The sequence below is a fragment of the Erythrobacter sp. S267 genome (assembly GCF_057365045.1).
Genome location: NZ_CP200298.1, coordinates 1991040 through 2010524, shown reverse-complemented (window position 1 = coordinate 2010524; position 19485 = coordinate 1991040). Strand labels below are relative to the sequence as shown.

General features: G+C 60.3%; 22 protein-coding genes, 1 tRNA gene and 1 pseudogene. 12 read left to right on the top strand and 12 right to left on the bottom strand.

Annotation, left to right across the window (positions count from 1 at the left end; translation table 11 throughout):
* Positions 1 to 120: 120 nt before the first annotated feature.
* The 5 genes from glnA to AC0V6X_RS09515 form a co-directional block, all read right to left on the bottom strand.
* Positions 121 to 1530, bottom strand: coding sequence for a type I glutamate--ammonia ligase (glnA, locus tag AC0V6X_RS09535; protein ID WP_486184321.1), 1410 nt, complete (start codon positions 1528 to 1530; stop codon positions 121 to 123).
* 73 nt (positions 1531 to 1603) lie between these two features.
* Positions 1604 to 1942 carry a P-II family nitrogen regulator gene (locus AC0V6X_RS09530; RefSeq protein WP_486184320.1) on the bottom strand — a complete coding sequence of 113 codons (339 nt, stop codon included), beginning with the start codon at positions 1940 to 1942 and terminating at the stop codon, positions 1604 to 1606.
* Positions 1943 to 2190: 248 nt separating this feature from the next.
* Positions 2191 to 3126, bottom strand: coding sequence for an N-acetyl-gamma-glutamyl-phosphate reductase (gene argC / locus AC0V6X_RS09525; RefSeq protein WP_486184319.1), 936 nt, complete (start codon positions 3124 to 3126; stop codon positions 2191 to 2193).
* 19 nt (positions 3127 to 3145) lie between these two features.
* Positions 3146 to 3499 (bottom strand): hypothetical protein, encoded by a 354-nt coding sequence (locus AC0V6X_RS09520; protein ID WP_486184318.1) that lies wholly within the window; start codon positions 3497 to 3499, stop codon positions 3146 to 3148.
* 88 nt (positions 3500 to 3587) lie between these two features.
* Positions 3588 to 4973, bottom strand: coding sequence for a leucyl aminopeptidase family protein (locus AC0V6X_RS09515; RefSeq protein ID WP_486184317.1), 1386 nt, complete (start codon positions 4971 to 4973; stop codon positions 3588 to 3590).
* Between the two features lie 117 nt (positions 4974 to 5090).
* Here AC0V6X_RS09515 and map point away from each other — a divergent pair.
* The 3 genes and pseudogenes from map (at position 5091) to AC0V6X_RS09500 (ending at position 6431) form a co-directional block, all read left to right on the top strand.
* Positions 5091 to 5916 (top strand): annotated as a pseudogene (gene map, locus AC0V6X_RS09510) (type I methionyl aminopeptidase).
* Between the two features lie 28 nt (positions 5917 to 5944).
* Positions 5945 to 6034, top strand: a tRNA-OTHER gene (locus AC0V6X_RS09505).
* 121 nt (positions 6035 to 6155) lie between these two features.
* Positions 6156 to 6431 carry a hypothetical protein gene (locus tag AC0V6X_RS09500; RefSeq protein WP_486184316.1) on the top strand — a complete coding sequence of 92 codons (276 nt, stop codon included), beginning with the start codon at positions 6156 to 6158 and terminating at the stop codon, positions 6429 to 6431.
* Here AC0V6X_RS09500 and AC0V6X_RS09495 read toward each other — a convergent pair.
* From AC0V6X_RS09495 to ccmA, 3 genes are read right to left on the bottom strand one after another with little or no spacing between them, the layout of a single operon-like run.
* Positions 6428 to 7099 (bottom strand): hypothetical protein, encoded by a 672-nt coding sequence (locus AC0V6X_RS09495; RefSeq protein ID WP_486184315.1) that lies wholly within the window; start codon positions 7097 to 7099, stop codon positions 6428 to 6430. The genes AC0V6X_RS09500 and AC0V6X_RS09495 overlap by 4 nt on opposite strands.
* 9 nt (positions 7100 to 7108) lie before the next feature.
* Positions 7109 to 7759 (bottom strand): heme exporter protein CcmB, encoded by a 651-nt coding sequence (locus AC0V6X_RS09490; RefSeq protein ID WP_486184314.1) that lies wholly within the window; start codon positions 7757 to 7759, stop codon positions 7109 to 7111.
* 3 nt (positions 7760 to 7762) lie between these two features.
* Entirely contained in the window at positions 7763 to 8371 is a 609-nt protein-coding gene (gene ccmA, locus AC0V6X_RS09485) for a heme ABC exporter ATP-binding protein CcmA (protein WP_486184313.1), read from the bottom strand.
* 75 nt (positions 8372 to 8446) lie between these two features.
* Between ccmA and AC0V6X_RS09480 the strand changes: the two genes are divergently transcribed.
* Positions 8447 to 8749 carry a 4a-hydroxytetrahydrobiopterin dehydratase gene (locus AC0V6X_RS09480; RefSeq protein ID WP_486184312.1) on the top strand — a complete coding sequence of 101 codons (303 nt, stop codon included), beginning with the start codon at positions 8447 to 8449 and terminating at the stop codon, positions 8747 to 8749.
* A 5-nt stretch (positions 8750 to 8754) separates the two neighbouring features.
* On the opposite strand, the gene AC0V6X_RS09475 is transcribed toward AC0V6X_RS09480, so the two are convergent.
* The 3 genes from AC0V6X_RS09475 to AC0V6X_RS09465 all read right to left on the bottom strand — a co-directional run bounded on the left by AC0V6X_RS09475 (position 8755) and on the right by AC0V6X_RS09465 (position 12493).
* A complete protein-coding gene (locus tag AC0V6X_RS09475) occupies positions 8755 to 9573 on the bottom strand; it encodes an SDR family oxidoreductase (protein WP_486184311.1) in 819 nt (272 codons plus the stop codon).
* 14 nt (positions 9574 to 9587) lie between these two features.
* The gene (locus tag AC0V6X_RS09470; protein WP_486184310.1) at positions 9588 to 10409 is read right to left on the bottom strand and encodes an SDR family oxidoreductase; all 822 of its coding nucleotides are present in this window, start codon (positions 10407 to 10409) and stop codon (positions 9588 to 9590) included.
* A gap of 122 nt (positions 10410 to 10531) precedes the next feature.
* On the bottom strand, positions 10532 to 12493 hold the full coding sequence (locus AC0V6X_RS09465) for a S9 family peptidase (RefSeq protein ID WP_486184309.1): 1962 nt from the start codon (positions 12491 to 12493) through the stop codon (positions 10532 to 10534).
* A 470-nt stretch (positions 12494 to 12963) separates the two neighbouring features.
* Here AC0V6X_RS09465 and AC0V6X_RS09460 point away from each other — a divergent pair, with 470 nt between their 5' ends.
* Positions 12964 to 13308, top strand: coding sequence for a hypothetical protein (locus AC0V6X_RS09460; protein ID WP_486184308.1), 345 nt, complete (start codon positions 12964 to 12966; stop codon positions 13306 to 13308).
* Between the two features lie 163 nt (positions 13309 to 13471).
* On the opposite strand, the gene AC0V6X_RS09455 is transcribed toward AC0V6X_RS09460, so the two are convergent.
* Positions 13472 to 14089 (bottom strand): DNA-3-methyladenine glycosylase family protein, encoded by a 618-nt coding sequence (locus AC0V6X_RS09455; RefSeq protein ID WP_486184307.1) that lies wholly within the window; start codon positions 14087 to 14089, stop codon positions 13472 to 13474.
* A gap of 121 nt (positions 14090 to 14210) precedes the next feature.
* On the opposite strand from AC0V6X_RS09455, the gene AC0V6X_RS09450 reads away from it, so the two are divergent.
* The 7 genes from AC0V6X_RS09450 to AC0V6X_RS09420 all read left to right on the top strand — a co-directional run bounded on the left by AC0V6X_RS09450 (position 14211) and on the right by AC0V6X_RS09420 (position 19460).
* Positions 14211 to 14522 carry a 2Fe-2S iron-sulfur cluster-binding protein gene (locus AC0V6X_RS09450; RefSeq protein WP_486184306.1) on the top strand — a complete coding sequence of 104 codons (312 nt, stop codon included), beginning with the start codon at positions 14211 to 14213 and terminating at the stop codon, positions 14520 to 14522.
* An 81-nt stretch (positions 14523 to 14603) separates the two neighbouring features.
* The gene (locus tag AC0V6X_RS09445) at positions 14604 to 15620 is read left to right on the top strand and encodes a cysteine synthase A (protein WP_486184305.1); all 1017 of its coding nucleotides are present in this window, start codon (positions 14604 to 14606) and stop codon (positions 15618 to 15620) included.
* A gap of 117 nt (positions 15621 to 15737) precedes the next feature.
* A complete protein-coding gene (locus AC0V6X_RS09440; protein WP_486184304.1) occupies positions 15738 to 16115 on the top strand; it encodes a hypothetical protein in 378 nt (125 codons plus the stop codon).
* Positions 16105 to 17022: a Gldg family protein gene (locus AC0V6X_RS09435; protein ID WP_486184303.1), complete on the top strand. Its 918-nt coding sequence runs from the start codon at positions 16105 to 16107 to the stop codon at positions 17020 to 17022. Before AC0V6X_RS09440 ends, AC0V6X_RS09435 begins: the two co-directional genes overlap by 11 nt.
* A 418-nt stretch (positions 17023 to 17440) precedes the next feature.
* Positions 17441 to 17941, top strand: a complete 501-nt coding sequence (locus AC0V6X_RS09430) for a division/cell wall cluster transcriptional repressor MraZ (RefSeq protein WP_486184302.1) — start codon at positions 17441 to 17443, stop codon at positions 17939 to 17941.
* Positions 17938 to 18903, top strand: coding sequence for a 16S rRNA (cytosine(1402)-N(4))-methyltransferase RsmH (gene rsmH / locus AC0V6X_RS09425; RefSeq protein WP_486184301.1), 966 nt, complete (start codon positions 17938 to 17940; stop codon positions 18901 to 18903). The genes AC0V6X_RS09430 and rsmH overlap by 4 nt, the downstream gene beginning before the upstream one ends.
* On the top strand, positions 18900 to 19460 hold the full coding sequence (locus AC0V6X_RS09420) for a hypothetical protein (protein ID WP_486184300.1): 561 nt from the start codon (positions 18900 to 18902) through the stop codon (positions 19458 to 19460). The genes rsmH and AC0V6X_RS09420 overlap by 4 nt, the downstream gene beginning before the upstream one ends.
* Positions 19461 to 19485 lie beyond the last annotated feature (25 nt).

Genomic DNA, 19485 nt, shown 5'->3' with positions numbered 1-19485 from the left:
CTTTGGCAAGCGGCTAAGCAGCCTATGCCAAACCAATGATACAGTGTGTCTTTTTGGCATAGAAAAGGCCCGTTCGGATCGCTCCGAACGGGCCTTTCAAAGTGTCCAGTCAGCTTGCGCTTAGCTACTGTAATACATGTCGTACTCGACCGGGCACGGCGTGGTTTCCATGCGCATGACCTCTTCCCACTTAAGCTCAGCATAGGCTTCGATCTGGTCTTTCGAGAAGACGTCGCCCTTCAGCAGGAAGTCGTGGTCGGCTTCGAGAGCTTCCAGTGCCTCACGCAGCGAACCGCAAACGGTTGGAACCTGCGCAAGCTCTGCCGGCGGCAGGTCGTAGAGGTTCTTGTCCATCGCTTCGCCCGGATGGATCTTGTTTTCGATCCCGTCGAGGCCCGCCATCAACAGCGCCGAGAAGGCGAGGTAAGGGTTGGCAAGCGCATCCGGGAAGCGGAACTCAACGCGCTTGGCTTTCTCGCCTGCGCCATACGGAATGCGGCACGATGCCGACCGGTTGCGCGCCGAATAGGCGAGCAGCACCGGAGCCTCAAAGCCCGGCACCAAACGCTTGTAGCTGTTGGTGGTCGGGTTGGTGAAAGCATTGAGCGCCTTGGCGTGCTTAATCACACCGCCGATGTAATAGAGGCAAGTTTCCGACAGGCCGGCATATTCGTTGCCCGCAAAGGTCGGCTTGCCGTCTTTCCAGATCGACATGTGGCTGTGCATGCCAGAGCCGTTATCTTCCTTGATCGGCTTGGGCATGAAGGTCGCGGTCTTGCCATAAGCGTGGGCGACCTGTTGCGTGACATACTTGTAGATCTGGACGTGGTCGGCCGATTTGGTGAGCGAGGCGAAGGTGATACCCAGCTCGTGCTGCGCTGCGGCGACTTCGTGGTGATGCTTGTCCATCGGCAGGCCGATTTCCATCATCGTCGTGACCATTTCGGCACGGATATCCATGGCGCTGTCGACCGGTGCTACGGGGAAGTAACCACCGGTTGCACGCGGGCGGTGGCCCATATTGCCCATCTCGTATTCTTTGCCGGTGTTAGTCGGCAGTTCCACATCGTCAATGGCAAAGCCTGAGCCAGCATAACCGTCTTCAAAGCGTACATCGTCGAACATGAAGAATTCCGGCTCAGGACCGACATAGACCGTGTCGCCAATCCCGGTCGATGCGAGGTAAGCCTCAGCACGCTTAGCGGTCGAGCGCGGGTCGCGGCCATAGAGCTGGCCGTCGGAAGGCTCGATGATGTTGCAGAAGATCGACAGCATCGGCGTTGCGCTGAACGGGTCAGCGTACACGGCGTCGAGGTCGGGCTTCAGGATCATGTCGGACTCGTTGATGTCTTTCCAACCAGCGATCGAGGAGCCGTCAAACATCAGGCCGTCTTCCAGCGCATCTTCGTCCATGACGGCCGACGACATCGACAGGTGCTGCCATTTACCCTTGGGATCGGTGAAGCGCAGGTCGACCCACTCGATCTCTTCGTCCTTAATGCGTTGTACGATGTCTTTAGCGCTAGCCATGTTTGTATTCTCCAGCTTGGTCTTGTGTTTTTGAGAGGGGCCGCCCGTTCACGCGCGGCCATTTTGCTAAAAGTCAGATTGCGTCTTCGTTGGTTTCGCCAGTCCGAATGCGCAAAGCACGCTCAATCGGAGAAACGAAAATCTTGCCGTCGCCGATCCGCCCGGTCTGTGCGGCAGAGGCAATCGCCTCAACCACGCGGTCCATTTGATCGTCTGCGACGACGACTTCGATCTTCATCTTGGGCAGGAAATCGACGACATATTCGGCACCGCGATAGAGTTCGGTGTGGCCCTTCTGTCGGCCAAAGCCGCGCGCCTCTGTGACAGTGATGCCGGACACGCCGATTTCATGCAGCGACTCCTTCACCTCATCAAGTTTGAAGGGTTTGATGATCGCTTCGATCTTCTTCACGTGTACTCGCTTTCCCCGAAAAGCAGCCTTTGAGGCTCGGCATCTTTAGAACAAGAATCGTGCCAACCTCTGAGCCGCAGCGATAGCTGATCCATGCACTCGCGCAAGAATCATTCCGCGTGCCTAATCGATTAGCAACATCTGAGGGCGAGTCGCAACCGTGCCTAACCGTTTGGCGGAGACTGCCTAAATTTTAGGCATTAAGGGAATGTGCGGAGGGCAATGGAGGGTGCGCTCAAAGGCGCGATTCAGAGCCGAAGGCCGGTCGTTTCGGGCAGTCCACACATGATGTTAAGGTTCTGAATCGCCGCTCCGCTCGCGCCTTTGCCGAGGTTGTCGAGCCGGGCGATGAGGCGGACTTGATAGTCCCCTTCAAAGACGAACAATTCCATTCCGTCCCATGGCTCAGCGTCGCGATGCAAAAGCAACTCGGACATGTCGGTGGAGTCAGTCTTGACTGTGACCACCTGACTGTTGCGATACTGCTCTTGCAGAGCGCTCAAGAGTATCGGCAGGGCGGGCTCTTCGAATTTCTCATCCAGGATCACATCAAGCGAAAGCGGCACATCGACTATCATCCCGCGATGCGCTGGAACTACGGCAGGGGAAAACACAGGGGCCAAACCCAGTTCAGCGTACTTCTGCATTTCAGGAAGATGCTTGTGGTTCAAGCCTAATCCATAGGCTCGAAACGCGATGGATTGATCGCTTTCAAATCTGTCGATGAGCGAATTTCCACCGCCGGAATAGCCGCTCACAGCGTTGACCGAATAGGGCCAATCAGGCTCGATTATCTCCGCTTTCACCAAAGGTGCCATCAGAGCCAAGAATCCTGTTGGATAACATCCCGGATTGGAGACAAACTGCGCCTCAGCGATTTGGTCATGCCCGACCAACTCTGGAAAGCCGTAAGTCCAGCCATCCGCAACGCGGTGTGCACTCGACGCATCGATGATCCGCGTGTTCGAGCCCAACGCCAGTCTCACCGCCTCGCGTGCCGCGTCATCGGGAAGGCAAAGGATCGCTACGTCGGCTTCGTTTAGAGCTTCCTTGCGTGCAGCGACGTCCTTGCGCTGTGCATCGTCGAGCACCAGCAGCTCGAACTCATCCCGCCCGCTCAAGCGGTCGCGGATTTCGAGGCCGGTGGTTCCGGCGGCTCCGTCTATGAAGATGCGGTGGGGCATGGTGTGTTTGGCGTCTGGCTCAGTCTGCCAGAGCGCTCGCTTTCATATAACCGCTTGGACCCTCAGGGCCGAGGCATCCCCAGATCCACTCGCCTGCGACGTCGAGAACCTCGATCTGCGTCCCCGCCTCGAAGTGGGTGATCATCGGAGAATCGTCGCGCGTGTTCTCCATCACGTCCGCGCCCTCAGCGCCAATCGTGCGGACTTGCGGGATCACGTAGTGGGCAGCCAAGTGTACACCCGCCAGCGCGATATGAGCCAGGTCTCCGCGCAACGGCAAAGTGCCCGGCGCAGGCTTTGCCACCGGACCGACCAGGCCGAGGATGCCTTCCGGTACCGAGTAGTCGTGATCAGGGCTGCCAGAGCCGCTCATTCTCGCTTCGTATCCTTATGCGCCCGTCCCGGCGTTTTTGCGTGACCGGGCGCTTAGCGACAAGTGGCCCCACGAGCAAGTTTGGCACTTAGCCGCCATAGCGACCCTTCAGCATGTGCCACGCGGCGCGCAAGCCATAGGCGGTGCCCCCCTTGGAGCGACCCGGCTTGGGGAAGGGGCGCCATGCAAAGGTGTCAAAGTGCACCCAGTCGATCCCCTCTCCGACAAATCGGTCGAGGAACAGCCCTGCCACACTTGCGCCCGCATAGGGGTTGGTGTGCGCGTTCGAGATGTCGGCAATGTCGGATTTGAGATATTCGCGATAGGCCTCTGGCAGCGGGAGCCTCCACGGCTCGTCATCGTTAGCCTGACCCGCCTCGATCAGCGCCGCAGCCGTGTCATCGCGGCGCGTCATCATCGCGGCGTAGTCGGGGCCGAGCGCAATCCGAGCCGCACCTGTTAGAGTGGCAAAGTCGATGACCAGTTCCGGCTTCTCTTCGCTTGCGCGCGTCAGAGCATCGCCAAGGACCAGACGTCCCTCTGCGTCTGTGTTGTGGATCTCAACCGTCATGCCGTTGCGCGTGGCGAGCACATCGCCGGGGCGGAAAGCGGGCCCAGAAATCGCATTCTCTACCGCTGGGACGAGAAGGTGCAGGCGCACTTTCAGCCCTGCCGCCATGATCAGCTCACCCAGAGCAATCGCATGGGCAGCGCCGCCCATATCCTTCTTCATCAGCCGCATGCCCGCAGCCGGTTTGATGTCGAGACCGCCGCTGTCAAAGCAGACGCCCTTGCCGACGATAGCGAGCACCGGATCGTCCTTCGAACCCCACTCGATATGCAGCAGGCGTGGCGCGTGTTTGCGGTCAGCGGCGCGGCCCACGGCGTGGACCATCGGATAGTTCTGCTCCAGCGCATCGCCCTTGGTGACGGATAATTCCGCGCCATAGTCCTTGGCGAGGCGTTTGAACTCGCTCTCCAATGCAGCGGGTCCCATATCTTCCGCCGGTGTGTTGACGAGGTCGCGGACCAACATCTCAGCCTCAGCCTCGGCAACGACGCTGGGCAGCCGTCCGACTTGCTCGGTCAAAAGGATGCGCGGGCCGGTGGGAGCGTCCTCCTCCTTGTACCGCGTGAAACTGTAGTGTGCAGTAAGCCACCCGAACATCGCCGCGCCCGGTTGGTGATCGACAAGGCGATAAGTGCCTTCGGGCAGTCGCTCGGCCAATGCGGCAAGGCAGTAGCTCGAAAGGTTCTCCGGATCGGCAACCCCGCCCGCCGCGACAAATCCGTCGCCATCAGGCACGATCCCGACTTGCCCGGGTGAGCCGTCGAATTTTTGCGCGGAAAGGCTGGTGCGCTGTCCGGCAGAGAGGCTCTTTGCGAAATTGTCGAAACCCGCTTTGGTGACGAGGTGGATGGCGGTCGCGTCTTGTCCGCGGTCGGGTTGGATCAGGTCTTTGAAATCAGTCATGGTGACAGTCCATAATGCGGGGTACGGCCTTGTCACGTCTGAATTGCGAGAAATTGCGGATGCGCATCGGCCCGCAACCTCTCGCAATCCGCCGTCCTCTTCGCTATGTTGCCCGTCATGACTGAATATCAACTCATCGAGAGCGACCAGACCGTCGTGCGCGACGGCACGATCAAGCTGCACACCGAAGAAGGCTTCGAAGGGATGCGCAAGGCGGGGCACCTTGCTGCAACGATCCTTGATGAAGTCGCCAATATGGTCGAGCCGGGCATCACTACAGCCAGCATTGACGATGCGGTGCGCGGAATGATGCTGGATGCGGGCGCTGTGCCTGCGACCCTCGGCTATCGCGGCTATGCGCACTCATGCTGCATCTCGATCAACCATGTGATCTGCCACGGCATTCCGGGCGACAAAGTGCTGAAAGAGGGCGACATCCTGAATGTCGATGTGACCCCGCTGCTTGACGGCTGGCATGGCGATACGAGCCGCATGTTCTTCGCCGGAGAACCGTCGATCAAGGCCAAGAAGCTGGTCGATGTGACCTATGAGTGCCTGATGCTGGGAATCGAAGCCGCGCAACCTGGCGCACGGTTGGGTGACATCGGTGCTGCCATCGAAGCCCATGCGCGCCAGTTCCGTTATGGCGTCGTGCGCGAGTTCTGCGGGCACGGGTTGGGCCGTCTGTTCCACGACGCGCCAGAGGTCGTCCACGCCTCCAAGGCGGGCACGGGGCCGGAGCTCAAACCCGGCATGTTCTTCACGATTGAGCCGATGATCAACCTCGGCAAGCCCTGGGCGAAGGTCCTGGGCGATGGCTGGACCGCCGTAACCCGCGACCGCAGTCTGTCAGCACAGTTCGAGCATTCCATCGCGATCACGGAAGACGGGAACGAGAATCTTCACGAAAAGCCCGACGGGTAAGGATCAGCCGCCTTACTAAGTCTCCATAGATGGGATAGATGATCCGTTCCTGTGTGGCGGAATTGGTAGATGCACCATAGAAGTGGTCCTGCCTTCGAATGAGAGGGTGGGTGCGGGTTCAAGCCCCGTCGCAGGACTTCAATCAGAGGTATTCCAAGCGAAACCCTGCAGTAACCACTCGGGTTCACTCAACGCATAGACCACACCTCTAAATCCGCGCCCATTGAATTGGGCGAGTTGGGCCGCGGAAGGTTGGCAATGTCGAAAGTTACTATCGGAATTCTCTTTGCAGCTATCGCGCTGCTGACGCTTGGCACGTATCTGAAAATGCCTTTCCCAACTGGCGTCAGCGGGATGATGCTCGTTGTTGCGCTGGTCTATTCCTTTGTGGTTGCAAAGCGTGAGATGGGACGCGCCTCTAAGGTGATTAAGGCTGAGGAGAAGGCACGCTTCAATCATACGCGAAAGCCTGCCAGAATGCCGCAAGCCGCTAGCCCTGAAGCGGTGATTGAGCCCAAGAAGCAATCAGCCTAAATTTGCGCCATCAGCGCTGGCAGGAAAAACACCACCAGCACCGCACCCATCATCCCGATGACAGCGATCGAGAAGGCGAGCATGGCCAGCACCGGTTTACTTACCCGGCCCAGCACCTTCCAATCGATCCAGCAGGCGACCGCAATGGTGATCGGCAGCTGCACCATGATCGCGAGCGGATCGGGTAGCTCAAGCACCTGAACCACCCGCGCATAGGCGGGCGTCATCAGGGCGAGCGTTCCGATCAGCATGGCTTGGCGGTGGGAGTGGATGTCTCTATTTCGCGCAAAGTGGATGGCGGCGAAGTAGAGCGGTACGAAGGTCACGAAGGCCGCGATGTTGACCACCGTCACTTCATAACGGCCCAACTCCTCACCAATGCCAAGCGAGATCACCACTCCGCTGCCTAACATCGCCAGCATCAGGAAAAGAGATGCTCGCCCGAAAGCCCGGTGCGTATCCAGCGACCCTTTCGCCGCGAGAAAGGCTTGGCTGGCGAGCAGGCCAAGCCACGCGATCATGGTGACAGCGTGGGCAATCACAATCGGAGTGTAGCGGGAAAGCGTCTCCGGCTGAGCAACGACCTTGAGGCTAAAGGCCGCGAGGGTGAACGCAAGCAGAGAGAGCGCGATGCGGCCCATCAGACGGTTGGCTTCGGCGTTGGGCATGGCCGCGTTTTAGACTTCCCGCGCCGCTCGAATGGCGGCTCCGGCAGCGAAGGGTGCGATGGCTACCAGCAGCAGGCTGATGGCGGCGACGAAGCCGATGCTGGCCGCGTCCGAACGAGCTAAGGCTCCCGCTCCGAAAATCAGGATCGGCAGGGCGAGCGGAATGAGGAGCAGGCCCGAGAGCGCCGCACCCGCGCGCAGACTTGCTGTTAGCGCGGCGATCATCAGGCCAATGGCCGCAAGGCCAGGCGTGCCCGCCAACAGGCCGAGCAACAGCAAATACAAAGTCGGCCCATCAATCGCTAGCAAGGCCGCTGCGGGAAAAACTGCGACTATCAGGGGCGGGCCAAAGCTCAGCCAATGGGCGAGCAAACGCACTGCCATCATCATTTCCTCAGTCACACCGCGCAGCCGCAGCTGGTCGAAGGTGCCTAGCTCAATATCTTGGGAGACAAGCTTCTCGAGCGGCAAGATGGCGGCGAGCAAAGCCGCGATCCACACGACCCCTCCACCCGTGCGCGACAGCAGGTTGACATCCGGTCCGACCGCGAAAGGGTAGAGCATCGCGACCGCAACAAAGAACACGACTGGCAGCGCCGCTCCTCCGCCTGCGAAGGGGAAGAACTTGCCCAAATCGCGCCTCAAAAGGGTGAGGATCATCGTCTAGATATCCTCGTCCAGAGGCGCTGGCGCGGGCACGAAATCTTCAAGCGCGAGACTGCGCAACCCCTCGATCGCGACCGGTTGGTGAGAGGCGATAAGGGCAATGCCGCCGCCGCTGACATGCAGGGCGATAAGCGCTGTAACCTTCTCAATCGCGCTCACATCAAGGCCCGAAAGCGGCTCGTCCAGCAGCCAGATCGGAACATTGCGATTGAGCAGAGCGGCAAGACCTGCACGCTTGCGCTGACCGGTCGAGAGATAGCGCACTGGCACATCCAATAGCGGCTCCAATCCGAGCACCATCAGCGCTTTGGAAGGGTCAGCGCAGCCATCAATCCGCTGCCAAAAGGCAAGCGCGCGGCCAAGCGGTAGATCGGGATCGAGGGCGGGACGCTCGTCAAGCAGACCCAGCTCACCTTCGCACATTGCTTCCCCGGCAAAGGGCGTCGTCAGCCCTGCCAAAGTGCGGATCAGCGTGGTCTTACCGATCCCATTGGCGCCAGTCAGATGCAGCGCTTCTCCCGCCTGCAACTCAAACGAAACCCCGCGAAACAGCAAGCGGTCGCCGCGGCGGCAGGCGAGGTTGGAGGCGGAGAGATGGGCTTGCATCGCGCGCAGCGTTAGGCAAAAGCGCCCACTCTCACAACCGTTTGCATAAAGCCAATCGCACAAAGGAAGCGCCCAATGCCCACCGTCCCCGAGTTGACAGAAGACGAACGCGACCAGCTGCTGTCCGACCATCCCAACTGGTCTTTAGCTCGTGAAGGCAAGGCAATTGAGCGCACCTTTCAGTTCGCTGATTTCTCCGAAGCCTGGGGTTTCATGAGCCGGGTCGCGCTGCTTGCAGACAGCCATGACCACCACCCCGAATGGTTCAACGTCTACGCGAAGGTTGAGATCACTCTGACCACCCACGATGCAGGACCCAGCGGCGGACTCTCATTCCGCGATGCAAAGCTCGCCCGTGCGATTGATGGGCTGGTGTAGCTTGCCTAAATTCTGAGCGTCTCTTCCGCCGCTTGAGCGCGCATTCGCTTGCGTACCAAGCTTGGCATCCAGCGTTGGAGGAAACGCAACCGGCCTGCGGTCTTGCCAACAGTGTAGTGCAGTTCGTCGCCATGCACGGCCTGCCAGACGATACCGGGAACGCTCTCTACGGGCAGCACTTCGACGCCGTTTTCGATCAGCGTTTCCTTCATCGTCTGATTGCTGTCGCCCTGTGTGCTGTCAATAATCGGTGTGTCGATGAAGCCTGGGCACAGCGCCGCCACCTTGATGCCATCGCCGACCCACTCTGCGTCCAAAGCCTCGGTCAATCCGCGCACGCCCCATTTGGTCGCGCAATAAGCGGCAAGGCCCGGTGCGCCGATGATCCCGGCAAGGCTTGCAGTGTTGAGCAGGACCGATCCGGGACCGCTCGCAGCCAGATAGGGATGCGCTGCCTGCGCTCCGAAGATCACGCCCTTCATGTTGATGTCGAGCATCGAGGTGAGGTCATCCTCGGGCTGCTCCACCAAGGGCCCGCCATTACCAATGCCAGCGTTGTTGAACACGACATCGATCTGGCCTCCGGTAGCTTTGGCAAAACTGCTGAGCGCCGCGTCCCATTGCTGACGGTCGCGCACGTCTAGGGGATAGCTGGAGGCACGGTCACTGCCGATCTGGCGGAGGGTTTCCTCCATCCCGCTCGCATCGACATCGGCGATCCCTACATACCAGCCGCGCTCGGCAAAGAAGAGCGCGACCGCGCGGCCAATGCCCGAAGCGCCGCCGGTGATAAAAATCGCGCGGTTCTCATTAGAGGCAGTCATTCGTTTTAGTCCCCCTATCGACCCAAAAGGCCTGCAGCGTCTTTCTGCTGCTTGCGCACGCGGCCCGGCATCCAGCGTTTGGCGAAGTTGAGCTTCTTTGCAGTCTTGCCGACGAGATAGTGGAGATCATCGCCATGGACAGCGTTCCAAACGGTTTGTGCGACTTCCTCGACCGGAGTGATTTCCAACCCTGCATCCATCACGCGAGAGCGCACGGTCTCGTTCGATTTGCGGTGGCCGGTTCCTTCGAGCAGTGGTGTTTCGATGAAGCTGGGGCAGATGGAGGAGACCTTGATCCCATCCTCTGTCCACTCCGCATCGAGGCTTTCAGCAATGCCGCGTACGGCGAATTTGGTGGCGCTGTAGACGCTCATTCCCGATCCGCCGCTGATCCCTGCTGCGCTGGCTATGTTGACCAGTGCCGCTCCCGGAGCGGTTCTAACGAGGTGCGGATAGGCAGCTTGGGCACCGTAGAGGACGCCGCGGATGTTGATGTCGAGGCAGCGGTCGATCTCCTCGACCTCCAGTTCGTGGAGCGGGCCTCCGGTGCCGATACCGGCATTGTTGACCACCGCATCAATCCGTCCGCCTGCTGCTGTTGCAGCTGTTTCCAATGCGAGGGTCCAGGCTTCGCGGTCGCGGACGTCGAGTTCGTGCGAATATTTGAAACCGCCTTCGATCAGGCCGAGCGTCTCTTGCATCCCCTCCACATTGACGTCGGCGATGGAGACGAACCATCCGCGTGCCCCAAAATGGCGGGCGATGGCGCGGCCGATGCCGGAGGCTCCGCCGGTGATGAAGATGTGGCGGCGTGTATCGGCACCTGGTGCTGACATGAAAAACCCTCTCCCTTTTTGTGTTCGCTTGTTGACGAAACACATCCGGGGAGAGGGTATGGCAGTCACTTACATTTCTGTCAGCAACTTAAATGTTGGATTTGTTGGATTCGCCCGGAGTATTACTCCCCTAGAGCATCCTCCAGCCCGGCCACATGCTCCGCGCCTTCGACGATTTCCGCGGTCGAGGGAGCCAGCACGTCACCGATCGGCTCTGCGCGCCCGCCGATACATTCGGAGAGGAAATTCTCCGTGATCGCGACAAAAGAGATGTTGTTCGCAGGCTTGGCAAAGCCGTGGCCTTCATCCGGATAAAGCACGTAAGTCACCGGAATCCCAGCCTCCATCATCGCACCGACGATCTGGTCGCTCTCCGCCTGCTTCACGCGCGGGTCGTTCGCCCCTTGCGCAATCAGCAGCGGCCGCACGATCTGGTCGGCCTTGTAGAGCGGGCTCGCCGCGCGCAGCAGAGCAAGACCTTCTTCCGTGTTCGGATCGCCCATCCGTTCGTGGAAGATCTTCACCACCGGCGCCCAGTAAGGCGGGATCGTGCTGAGCAAAGTCTCCAAGTTCGACGGGCCGACAATATCGACGCCGCAGGCGAACACCTCTGGCGTGAAGGTCAGACCGGCGAGCGTCGCATAGCCGCCGTAGGAGCCGCCCATGATCGCCACCTTATCCTCAATCGCGACGCCTTCTTCGATCGCCCAATTGGTCGCATCGATCAGGTCGTCATGCATTTTGAGGCCCCATTCCAGGTTGCCTGCATTGAGGAAGTCCTTGCCAAAGCCGGTCGAGCCACGGAAGTTCACCGAAAGTACGGCATAGCCGCGATTGGCGAGCATCTGGTGGAAGGCGTTAAAGCCATAACCATCGCGCGCCCACGGGCCGCCATGGACCAGCAGCACCATCGGCACCGCCTCATCCGGACGCCCGTCGCCATCGCTGTCGCTGCCCACGGGCAGGGTCAGGTAAGACGGCAGGGTCAGACCATCGCGGCTGGTGATTTCAATCGGGTGCATCGGTTGCAAAGGAGCACCCTCCAGCTCAGGCCGCGTCGTGTAGAACGGGGTGAGCGTTTCGGACTGACGATCAAAGATATAGGTCGTGGTCGGCGCGGTCAGCGGCTCGTTCCACACGATCCATGTCTGGTCATCGTCGGTGCGGCTGGAAATGCCGAAATCGCCCTCAAAACGCTCGTCCAGCCAGTTGAGCGTCGCGCCCAGCTCTTCATCAATCGCGGTCCATTCGTTGCGCAGATAGTTGACCGAGTATGCTTCGACCACGCCCGTCTTTGGATCGCGGATCGTGCCGCCAAGATCGGCCTTGTCGTCCTCTGCGATCAGGGTTTTTTCACCGGTCGCAGTGTCCTGCGCATAAAGAGCCGCCGTGTTGCGGCCACGGCTGTCGAGCCAATAGAGGATCGAGCCATCGGTGGTGTAGCCCGCAGGACTGGTGGTGAGCGAATCTTCCATAGCCGTTGTCTCAAACGGCTCTTCCTCGACCACATTGTCGGTCACGCGGAAATAGTCCGTGCCGCCATCGGCGTTCTGGCGCATCGCCATGCGCACGGTCAGCGTGTCATCGGCCATGAAACCGGCATAGCCATTATTCTCATACACCAGCTCCAGCTCGCCCGTGTTCACATCAAGCAGATGCACGTCATGGAATTGCGGATTGCGATTGTTCACGCCGATCAGGATCTTGTCCTTGATCGTTTCAGAGCTGCCAATGATCTGGACCCGCGTATTCTCAAACGGGGTCATGGTCGTCTCTTCCCCGGTTTCGACGTCAACGCGGTACAGCAGGAAGTTCTCATCCCCGCCCTTGTCCTGAATGTATCCGATGCTCTTGCCATCAGGCGCCCAGAAGTGCTGCCGGATCGGACGGTCAGTTGAATTGGTGATGACGCGCGCAGCATCCAGATCATCGCGCGGGGCAAGCCAGATGTTGAGCACGCCATCCTTCGGCGCAAGCCAGCTCAGCCACTCGCCATCCGGGCTCAGACGCCCTTGCGCCTTGGACGGATTGCCAAACAGGGCTTCGCGCGAGATCAGGGGGGCGTCGGTGGTGTGATCGGTCATTGAGTGTCCGTTTGCTTCGGAATGATGGTGTGGTGCGGCTTCAGGGGTGCTCGAACCGGCAAGCGTTGGTCCGGCAAAAGCGAGCAATCCTGCGGCGGCTGTTGTAGCCAAGAGCGCGCCTGTTTTTAGGCTTGGCGTTTTGGAAAACAGTTTCATCGGGAAGGGTCTCCTCTCTCAATGTGAAACAAGCTGGGTGTGGTGTATTGTGTTTTCAATACACCAGAGAGGGAGGGCTGCAAGAGCGCTTTGTCGAGCAAGGGGAGCGGTTGGGCGGGGGGCGAATGGCTGGCGAATGACCGGAAGTGGGGGTGGAAGCGGACGTAGATATGAGTAGTCGGAAACCAAGCTTATTAAATCGAGTAGGCTCATAACAATCATACGGGGGCTGCTGTGCGGTGAACGCTAGTTGTTACGGCTAACCCATCGTGGTAACCGGTCCAATCAAGTAAATTGCCTGCACAGGGGGTTCCATGATTACATTTACATCAATCCGCGCCTTTTCACTTGTTCCCATGCTCGCACTTTTCGCCTCATGCAGCGACACTATAGATGCTGGTTACGACGAGGCTGAATTCGAAGAAGCTGCGAGCGCGGAAGTAGATGAATTGATGGCTACAGAGGGTAGCGCAGAACCTCAGGTTCAACAGCAACAGCAACAGCAACAGCAACAGAGTCGATATACTCAAGGCCAGCAAGTTGCTTCGCCGGAAGACTGTCCTGAAGGCACTGTCGCAGTCGAGTCTGGCGGACAGCAGCAGCAAGGCCAGCAAGGTGGCGGTCAGGCCTCGACAGTAACATGTGTAGTCGTAGAATGAACGGGCATAGATTGGACTTAGTGCCGTAGCGCCGGGTTGGTAAAACCGCACGTTGCGAGGCCAGTACTTCGGACGTGGAATTCCATTTCAGCAAGTGGGTCGTTTGCTGAACAGCAACTTCTGGGCTTAAAATGTGAAAGCCGGATACAATCCTCAAACCGGTTCACAAAGCCGGATTGGCGTAGAAGTGCCAGGTGAACAGCGCCATCGAGCTGCGGTGGGGGCTCCATGGATCGCCCAGCGCGCGGCATTCCTTTTCCTTGGGGCGCTCCTCCAAGTCGAGCAGGCGCTTAACCCCCTCTTGCACGGCCAAGTCTCCGGCGGGCCAGATGTCTTTGCGGCCTTCTGCAAACATCAGGTAGATTTCCGCTGACCAGCGCCCGATCCCTTTGATGCGGGTAAGCTCCTCGATGGCCTCTTCGTCATCGGCGGGCAGGGCGTGGAAATCAATCTCGCCTGCATCGACCAGCTCGCATAGGCTTCTCGCATAGCCCTGTTTCTGGCGGGAGAGGCCGCAGGCTCTCAGAGTGTCGAAGTCGCGCTCCAAGACGCAGCCGGGGGTGAAATCCGCGCCCAGCTCCGCCTCCAGCTTGTTCCACATCGACGTGGCCGCCGCGACCGAGACTTGCTGTCCGACAATGGTGCGCAGCAACGTCTTGTAGCCGCGATCGCGCAGGCGCGGCTCGGGATAGCCAATACGCGCCAGCTCTTCGCCGATGCGGGTGTCCTTGGTTCCCAAAGCGTCAAGCTCGGCGGTCAGGATTTCGGCTGTCAGGCCCATGGCGTTTGTCCTCTAGGTTGCCATCTGCAATGGGAACTCCTAGCTGACCTCTGAGTTTTTCCAAGCGCGAGGGCTTCCCGCTTCTTGCGCGCAAACCTACTGATGCAAGGATCCAAAGCCCATGCCCAAGCTGGTCGTCACCAATCGTGAAGGCGAAACCGCTGAAATCGACGTCGAAGATGGTCTGACTGTGATGGAAGCCATCCGCGACAATGGCTATGATGAACTGCTGGCGCTGTGCGGCGGCTGCTGCTCTTGCGCGACGTGCCACGTCTATGTCGATGCGGGCGCTGGCATGCCGGAAATGAGCGAGGACGAGGATGACCTGCTCGAATCCTCCGACCACCGCAAAGACAATTCGCGCCTCTCGTGCCAGATCCCGCTGACAGCGGAGCTGGACGGTCTGAAAGTGACGCTCGCGCCAGAAGACTGATCGCGGATTAATAGGCGCGGTTGAGGGCGCTAAAGGCGATCTGCATTGCCGCTGCTCGCTTGAGCGCCTAATTCGGCTCTCATGAATATCACTCAACCTTTCGGCGACACGCTCGCTTTGATTGGCAACACGCCGCTGGTGCGCTTGAAAGGCGCCAGCGAGGCGGCGGGCTGCGACATTTGGGGCAAGTGCGAATTTGCCAATCCGGGCTCGAGCGTGAAGGACCGCGCGGCGCTCTACATGATCCGCGATGCGGAAAGCCGGGGTGAGCTGAAGCCCGGCGGTACGGTGATCGAAGGCACGGCGGGCAACACCGGCATCGGGATCGCGCTCGTGGCCAATGCGCTGGGCTACAAGACGATCATCGTCATGCCCGACAACCAGTCGAAGGAGAAGATGGACACGTTGCGGGCTTTGGGCGCGCAATTGGTCCTGGTCCCTCCGACAAAGTACGCCGATCCCTGCCACTTCCAGCACGTCTCACGCCGCATGGCTGAGGAAACCGAGGGCGCGATCTGGGCCGGGCAATTCGACAATGTCGCCAATCGCCGCGCGCATATCGAAGGCACCGCGAATGAGCTGTGGGAGCAGACCGAGGGCAAAATCTCCGGCTTCACCTGTGCGGCGGGCACGGGCGGGACGATTGCGGGGGTTGGCATGGGCCTCAAAGAGAAGAACCCCGACATCCGCATCGCTCTCACCGACCCGCATGGCGCGGCGCTCTACAATTATTACGCCCATGGCGAGCTGAAGGGTGAGGGCTCTTCGGTGGCGGAAGGCATCGGGCAAGGCCGCATCACCGCCAATCTCGAAGGCGCGCCGATCGACACGCAGTTCCGCATCTCGGACGAGGAAGGCCTCGTCTGGGTCGAGCAATTGCTGCGCGAAGAAGGCCTGTGCCTTGGCCTCTCAAGCGGCATCAACGTGGCGGGCGCGATTGAGCTGGGCAAGCAGCTGGTCGCGGACGGCGTCGACAATCCTCAGGTTGCCACGATCCTGTGCGACACCGGCTTCCGCTACCTCTCGACGCTCTACAACGCAGAGTGGCTCGCATCGAAGAACCTGCCGGTGTTCGATTGGTTGGAGCCGAGCGAGTAACAGCCACCCGCTCTCTATTCATCGGCGTTCTATTCATCGGCGTTCTATTCATCGGCGTTCTACTCATCGGCGTTCTATTCATCGACAGGCCAGTTTTTGGCCGCTAACCCTAGGGTCATGAAAAGCGGCAAGTTCACCGATTATGTGCGCCGGGCGGAGGAGGATGCTCCTCCCGAAGCTGCCCCCCTTGGCGGAACGCGAGCCGAAGCGCAGCAGCGGCTGCAAGTCGGCCTGTTCGGGATCGGCGCGATGGTGGTGCTTGTTGGCCTTGCCAGCATTATCGGCAATCAGGCGGACCAGACGCAGGAGCGCGCCGTGCCAGAGGCGGCTCCCACGACCGAGCCCACCGAAGCCGCACCGCAGCGCGATCCGCTCGCCGATGCGGGCATTATCCCTGCCGAGCCAAGCCCCACTCCCACTGAAGAGGTTCTCACCGAAATGCCGCTTACGGCGCCTGATCTGGAGCCGGTGGATGATGGGGCCGGTGCGAACTAAATCCGCCTTTGTCTTCATCGCGCTGTTTTTGGGCCCTCTGGCCGCTTTCGGGGCGTGGTTTGAGTATAACGAGTATCACCGAGATTGCTGTGCCCCACCCGAGGAAGAAATGGCAGGCTACACCCCGCCGCTGATCGCTGCCGAGGCCCGCGCGCCGCTGGGCGTCATGAGCAGCCTGCCGCTGCTGTGGCCGGTGGACGCGGATGTCAGCGCCATTGCGGACGGGACGGCTGAGTTCCCCTGGCAGGCCGCAGCCTTCAATGCCGAGCATGAAGTCGCCGCGCTCGACACGCTTTCGCCTATGCCCGGTCTGACGCCCGATGCGCCTGAGGTTGATCCGCTTGAAGGGCTGGAGAGGCTCGCTGTCATCCAGCCGCGCGCATTGACGCCGCAGGATAATGTCGCGCTGGATGAATGGGTGAGGGCAGGGGGCAAGCTGTTCCTCGTGCTCGATCCGCTGCTGACAGGGCAATATGACCTGCCACTGGGCGATCCGCGTCGGCCAGCGGATACAGCGTTAATCCCGCCCGTGCTCGCGCGATGGGGGCTTGAGATGCGCTTTGTTGAGGATCAGGCGCCCAGCCGCGACGTGCCAATGCTACTCGAAACAGGCGATTACCGCGTCTTTTTCGCAGGGACGCTGACCACGCTGGGCGATGCGGGGGCGAATTGCACGGTCTCCGGCAAAGGCGTTCTCGCCGTCTGCGATGTGGGCGAGGGGCGCGTCACGGTCCTCGCCGATGCCGGGCTGATCGAGCATGGTCTGTGGAGAGAGAGCGCCATTCCCTCCGAACCCGAGAGCGGCAACAATTCGAGTGAGTTTGCCAGTGAAAACGGTTATGAAGAGCTCACACGGCGTGGCGGAGAGCCGATTATCGCCTTGTTACGCTTCGCTTTTTCGGATTGATCCGATGGCCTGATCCCAGCTTTGGGAAAATTACGGGAAAGTTCGGATGATGGGGACTCGCAAGCCCGAAATTACGGGAAAACCTCACGAAATCAGAGGTGATTCTGCGGGAAACTGCGGGAATTACAGACTAAGGATGGGTTGAAACGACCTTAAGTGCTAACAGGAAAACATGGTAAATCAGTCATTTAGCATCTAATCCCTAGATTTTCCCAGAAAAACCCTAGCCACCCGGCTGCTTCCCCGATATTACCGGGGTCCATCAAGCATGCCGTCTTTTCTCGCGTCGCCTGTCCGGGTTGGCGCGCTGTCCCCGCTCGCGCGGGTTCAGCAGCGGGGAAGGCGTGCAATCTCAAAAGCTTGATGAAGTGAGGATCGCGGACGGGGGTGTCCGCATTACGGGGAAGGGAACCGACGCGTGTCTGCGCTGGGCGAATATAATGGACAGGCCTTTACGGTCATGAGCGACAAGGGTCGCTTTGTCCTGCCGCCCGCCTTCCGCAAAGCGGTCAAGGCAAGCTCGGACGGTGCCAAGACCCTGTGCCTTGCTGTTCACGATAAATATGATTGCCTGATCGGTTTCGGCCTCTCGCGCATTCCCGAACTCCACGCCCAGCTGGAGAAAGAGGAAGAGCGCGCCATTCGCTTGGGCCAAGACGATTTCGACCCCGACGCGCGCGCAGGCCAATTGTTCGGTTTTGAGCAGATCCCCTTCGACGATAGCGGGCGTTTCGTCATGCCTGAGCATCTGAAAGAGCTCGGCCTGATCGACGAAGGTCTCTACTTCCACGGCGCGGGTAAGTTCTTCTTCGTTTGGAACCCCGATCAATTGGCGCAGATGGGCACCGCCTTCCGCGGCGCGCAGGCCAGCTGCCGCACGCAAATGGCGAAACTCGCTGACAAAGGGGGTAAGAAATGACCCCTGCTACTGGATTCGCGCAAGCACCCCACATCCCCGTCCTGCTCGACGAAGTGGTCGCTGCCATCGCGCCAGAGGCTGGCCGTCACGTCATCGACGCGACCTTTGGTGCGGGCGGCTATTCGCGCGCGCTGCTGGAGCGCGGCGCACGAGTCTATGCGTTCGACCGCGACCCCGACGCGATTGAGGCGGGCGCAAAGATGGTCGGTGAGTTCAAAGGCCAGCTCTCGCTCCATGCAGAGCGGTTCTCCGCCATGCGCGAAGAGATGGTCCGGATCGGCGTGCCCCAAGTGGACGCGGTCGTGATGGATATCGGCGTTTCGTCGATGCAGCTCGATCAGGGTGAGCGCGGCTTTGCCTTCAGCCATGACGGGCCGCTCGACATGCGGATGAGCCAATCGGGTGAAAGCGCTGCCGATTTCCTCAACACAGCCGATGAAGCCGCCATTGCCGACGTGCTCTACCACTATGGCGAGGAACGCCAGTCGCGCCGCGTTGCCCGCGCGATTGTCGCCGCGCGCCCGCTCGCAACAACCGGTGACTTTGCCCGCGTGGTCCGCCGCGCTCTGGGCCACAAACCGCATGACAAGAAAGACCCCGCGACCCGCAGCTTCCAGGCGGTTCGCATCCATGTGAATGATGAGCTGGGTGAGCTGAACGCTGGCCTTGCTGCCGCTGAGCTGCTGCTGAAAGAGGGCGGCGTTCTGGCGGTGGTCAGCTTCCACTCGCTGGAAGACCGGATCGTCAAACGCTTCCTGAAGCAAGCGTCGGGCGCTGGCCGCGCAGTCTCGCGCCACTTGCCCGGCGAAGTCCCCGGACCCGCGCCGACTTTCACCCGTGTTTCGAAAGCCATCCGCCCCAGTGAGGCAGAAGTGGAGCGCAACCCCCGCGCGCGCTCCTCCATCCTGCGTCACGCCATCCGTACCGCCGCCCCCGTTCCCGAAGAGAGGTTCAAGCCATGATCGACACCGGATCCCGCATTCGCCAAATCGGTTGGGCTGCGGCGCTGGCGGCCTGTATCGCTCTCTTCGCGCTGCTGAGTTTTCAAGTGCAGACCGTGCGCAGCGAAGTGTTGCTGGCGGAGCGCCAGATCATTTCGCTCGAGCGTGAGACGCTGATGCTCGAGACCGAGTTCCAGACCCGTGCGAGCCAGCGTCAGCTGGCCGAGTGGAACACGGTCGAGTTCGGCTATATCGCCCCGCGCGCTGACCAGTATATCGACAGCGAACGCCAATTGGCGGCGCTCGGCGTGCCCGCTGGCCCCGATGCGCCTGCACCGATCCGGGTGGCGCGCAACGATCTGACCGGTCCTGAAGCCGAGCAGCGCGCCATGGTATCGCCCGTCACAGGCGCTCCCGTGACGCTTGCCTCGCTTGATGCGCAGGAAGATGCGGGCGCGGTCTTTACCGAGGCCTTTGGCGATTTCCTGATTGAAGCCTCCCCGATCCGCGCGGCCAATGCTCAAACTTCTGGCGGCGGAGCGGACGTTCTGGCACTCAGCGGCGAGGGGACCGAATGACCGCTTTCGCCCTCGGCGGCTCCAC

Bases quoted from the DNA above. Each gene is read 5' to 3' on its own strand.
- glnA (WP_486184321.1), bottom strand. From the start codon at position 1,530: ATGGCTAGCGCTAAAGACATCGTACAACGCATTAAGGACGAAGAGATC.
- argC (WP_486184319.1), bottom strand. From the start codon at position 3,126: ATGCCCCACCGCATCTTCATAGACGGAGCCGCCGGAACCACCGGCCTC.
- AC0V6X_RS09520 (WP_486184318.1), bottom strand. From the start codon at position 3,499: ATGAGCGGCTCTGGCAGCCCTGATCACGACTACTCGGTACCGGAAGGC.
- AC0V6X_RS09515 (WP_486184317.1), bottom strand. From the start codon at position 4,973: ATGACTGATTTCAAAGACCTGATCCAACCCGACCGCGGACAAGACGCG.
- AC0V6X_RS09500 (WP_486184316.1), top strand. From the start codon at position 6,156: ATGTCGAAAGTTACTATCGGAATTCTCTTTGCAGCTATCGCGCTGCTG.
- AC0V6X_RS09495 (WP_486184315.1), bottom strand. From the start codon at position 7,099: ATGCCCAACGCCGAAGCCAACCGTCTGATGGGCCGCATCGCGCTCTCT.
- AC0V6X_RS09490 (WP_486184314.1), bottom strand. From the start codon at position 7,759: ATGATCCTCACCCTTTTGAGGCGCGATTTGGGCAAGTTCTTCCCCTTC.
- ccmA (WP_486184313.1), bottom strand. From the start codon at position 8,371: ATGCAAGCCCATCTCTCCGCCTCCAACCTCGCCTGCCGCCGCGGCGAC.
- AC0V6X_RS09480 (WP_486184312.1), top strand. From the start codon at position 8,447: ATGCCCACCGTCCCCGAGTTGACAGAAGACGAACGCGACCAGCTGCTG.
- AC0V6X_RS09475 (WP_486184311.1), bottom strand. From the start codon at position 9,573: ATGACTGCCTCTAATGAGAACCGCGCGATTTTTATCACCGGCGGCGCT.
- AC0V6X_RS09470 (WP_486184310.1), bottom strand. From the start codon at position 10,409: ATGTCAGCACCAGGTGCCGATACACGCCGCCACATCTTCATCACCGGC.
- AC0V6X_RS09465 (WP_486184309.1), bottom strand. From the start codon at position 12,493: ATGACCGATCACACCACCGACGCCCCCCTGATCTCGCGCGAAGCCCTG.
- AC0V6X_RS09460 (WP_486184308.1), top strand. From the start codon at position 12,964: ATGATTACATTTACATCAATCCGCGCCTTTTCACTTGTTCCCATGCTC.
- AC0V6X_RS09455 (WP_486184307.1), bottom strand. From the start codon at position 14,089: ATGGGCCTGACAGCCGAAATCCTGACCGCCGAGCTTGACGCTTTGGGA.
- AC0V6X_RS09450 (WP_486184306.1), top strand. From the start codon at position 14,211: ATGCCCAAGCTGGTCGTCACCAATCGTGAAGGCGAAACCGCTGAAATC.
- AC0V6X_RS09445 (WP_486184305.1), top strand. From the start codon at position 14,604: ATGAATATCACTCAACCTTTCGGCGACACGCTCGCTTTGATTGGCAAC.
- AC0V6X_RS09440 (WP_486184304.1), top strand. From the start codon at position 15,738: ATGAAAAGCGGCAAGTTCACCGATTATGTGCGCCGGGCGGAGGAGGAT.
- rsmH (WP_486184301.1), top strand. From the start codon at position 17,938: ATGACCCCTGCTACTGGATTCGCGCAAGCACCCCACATCCCCGTCCTG.
- AC0V6X_RS09420 (WP_486184300.1), top strand. From the start codon at position 18,900: ATGATCGACACCGGATCCCGCATTCGCCAAATCGGTTGGGCTGCGGCG.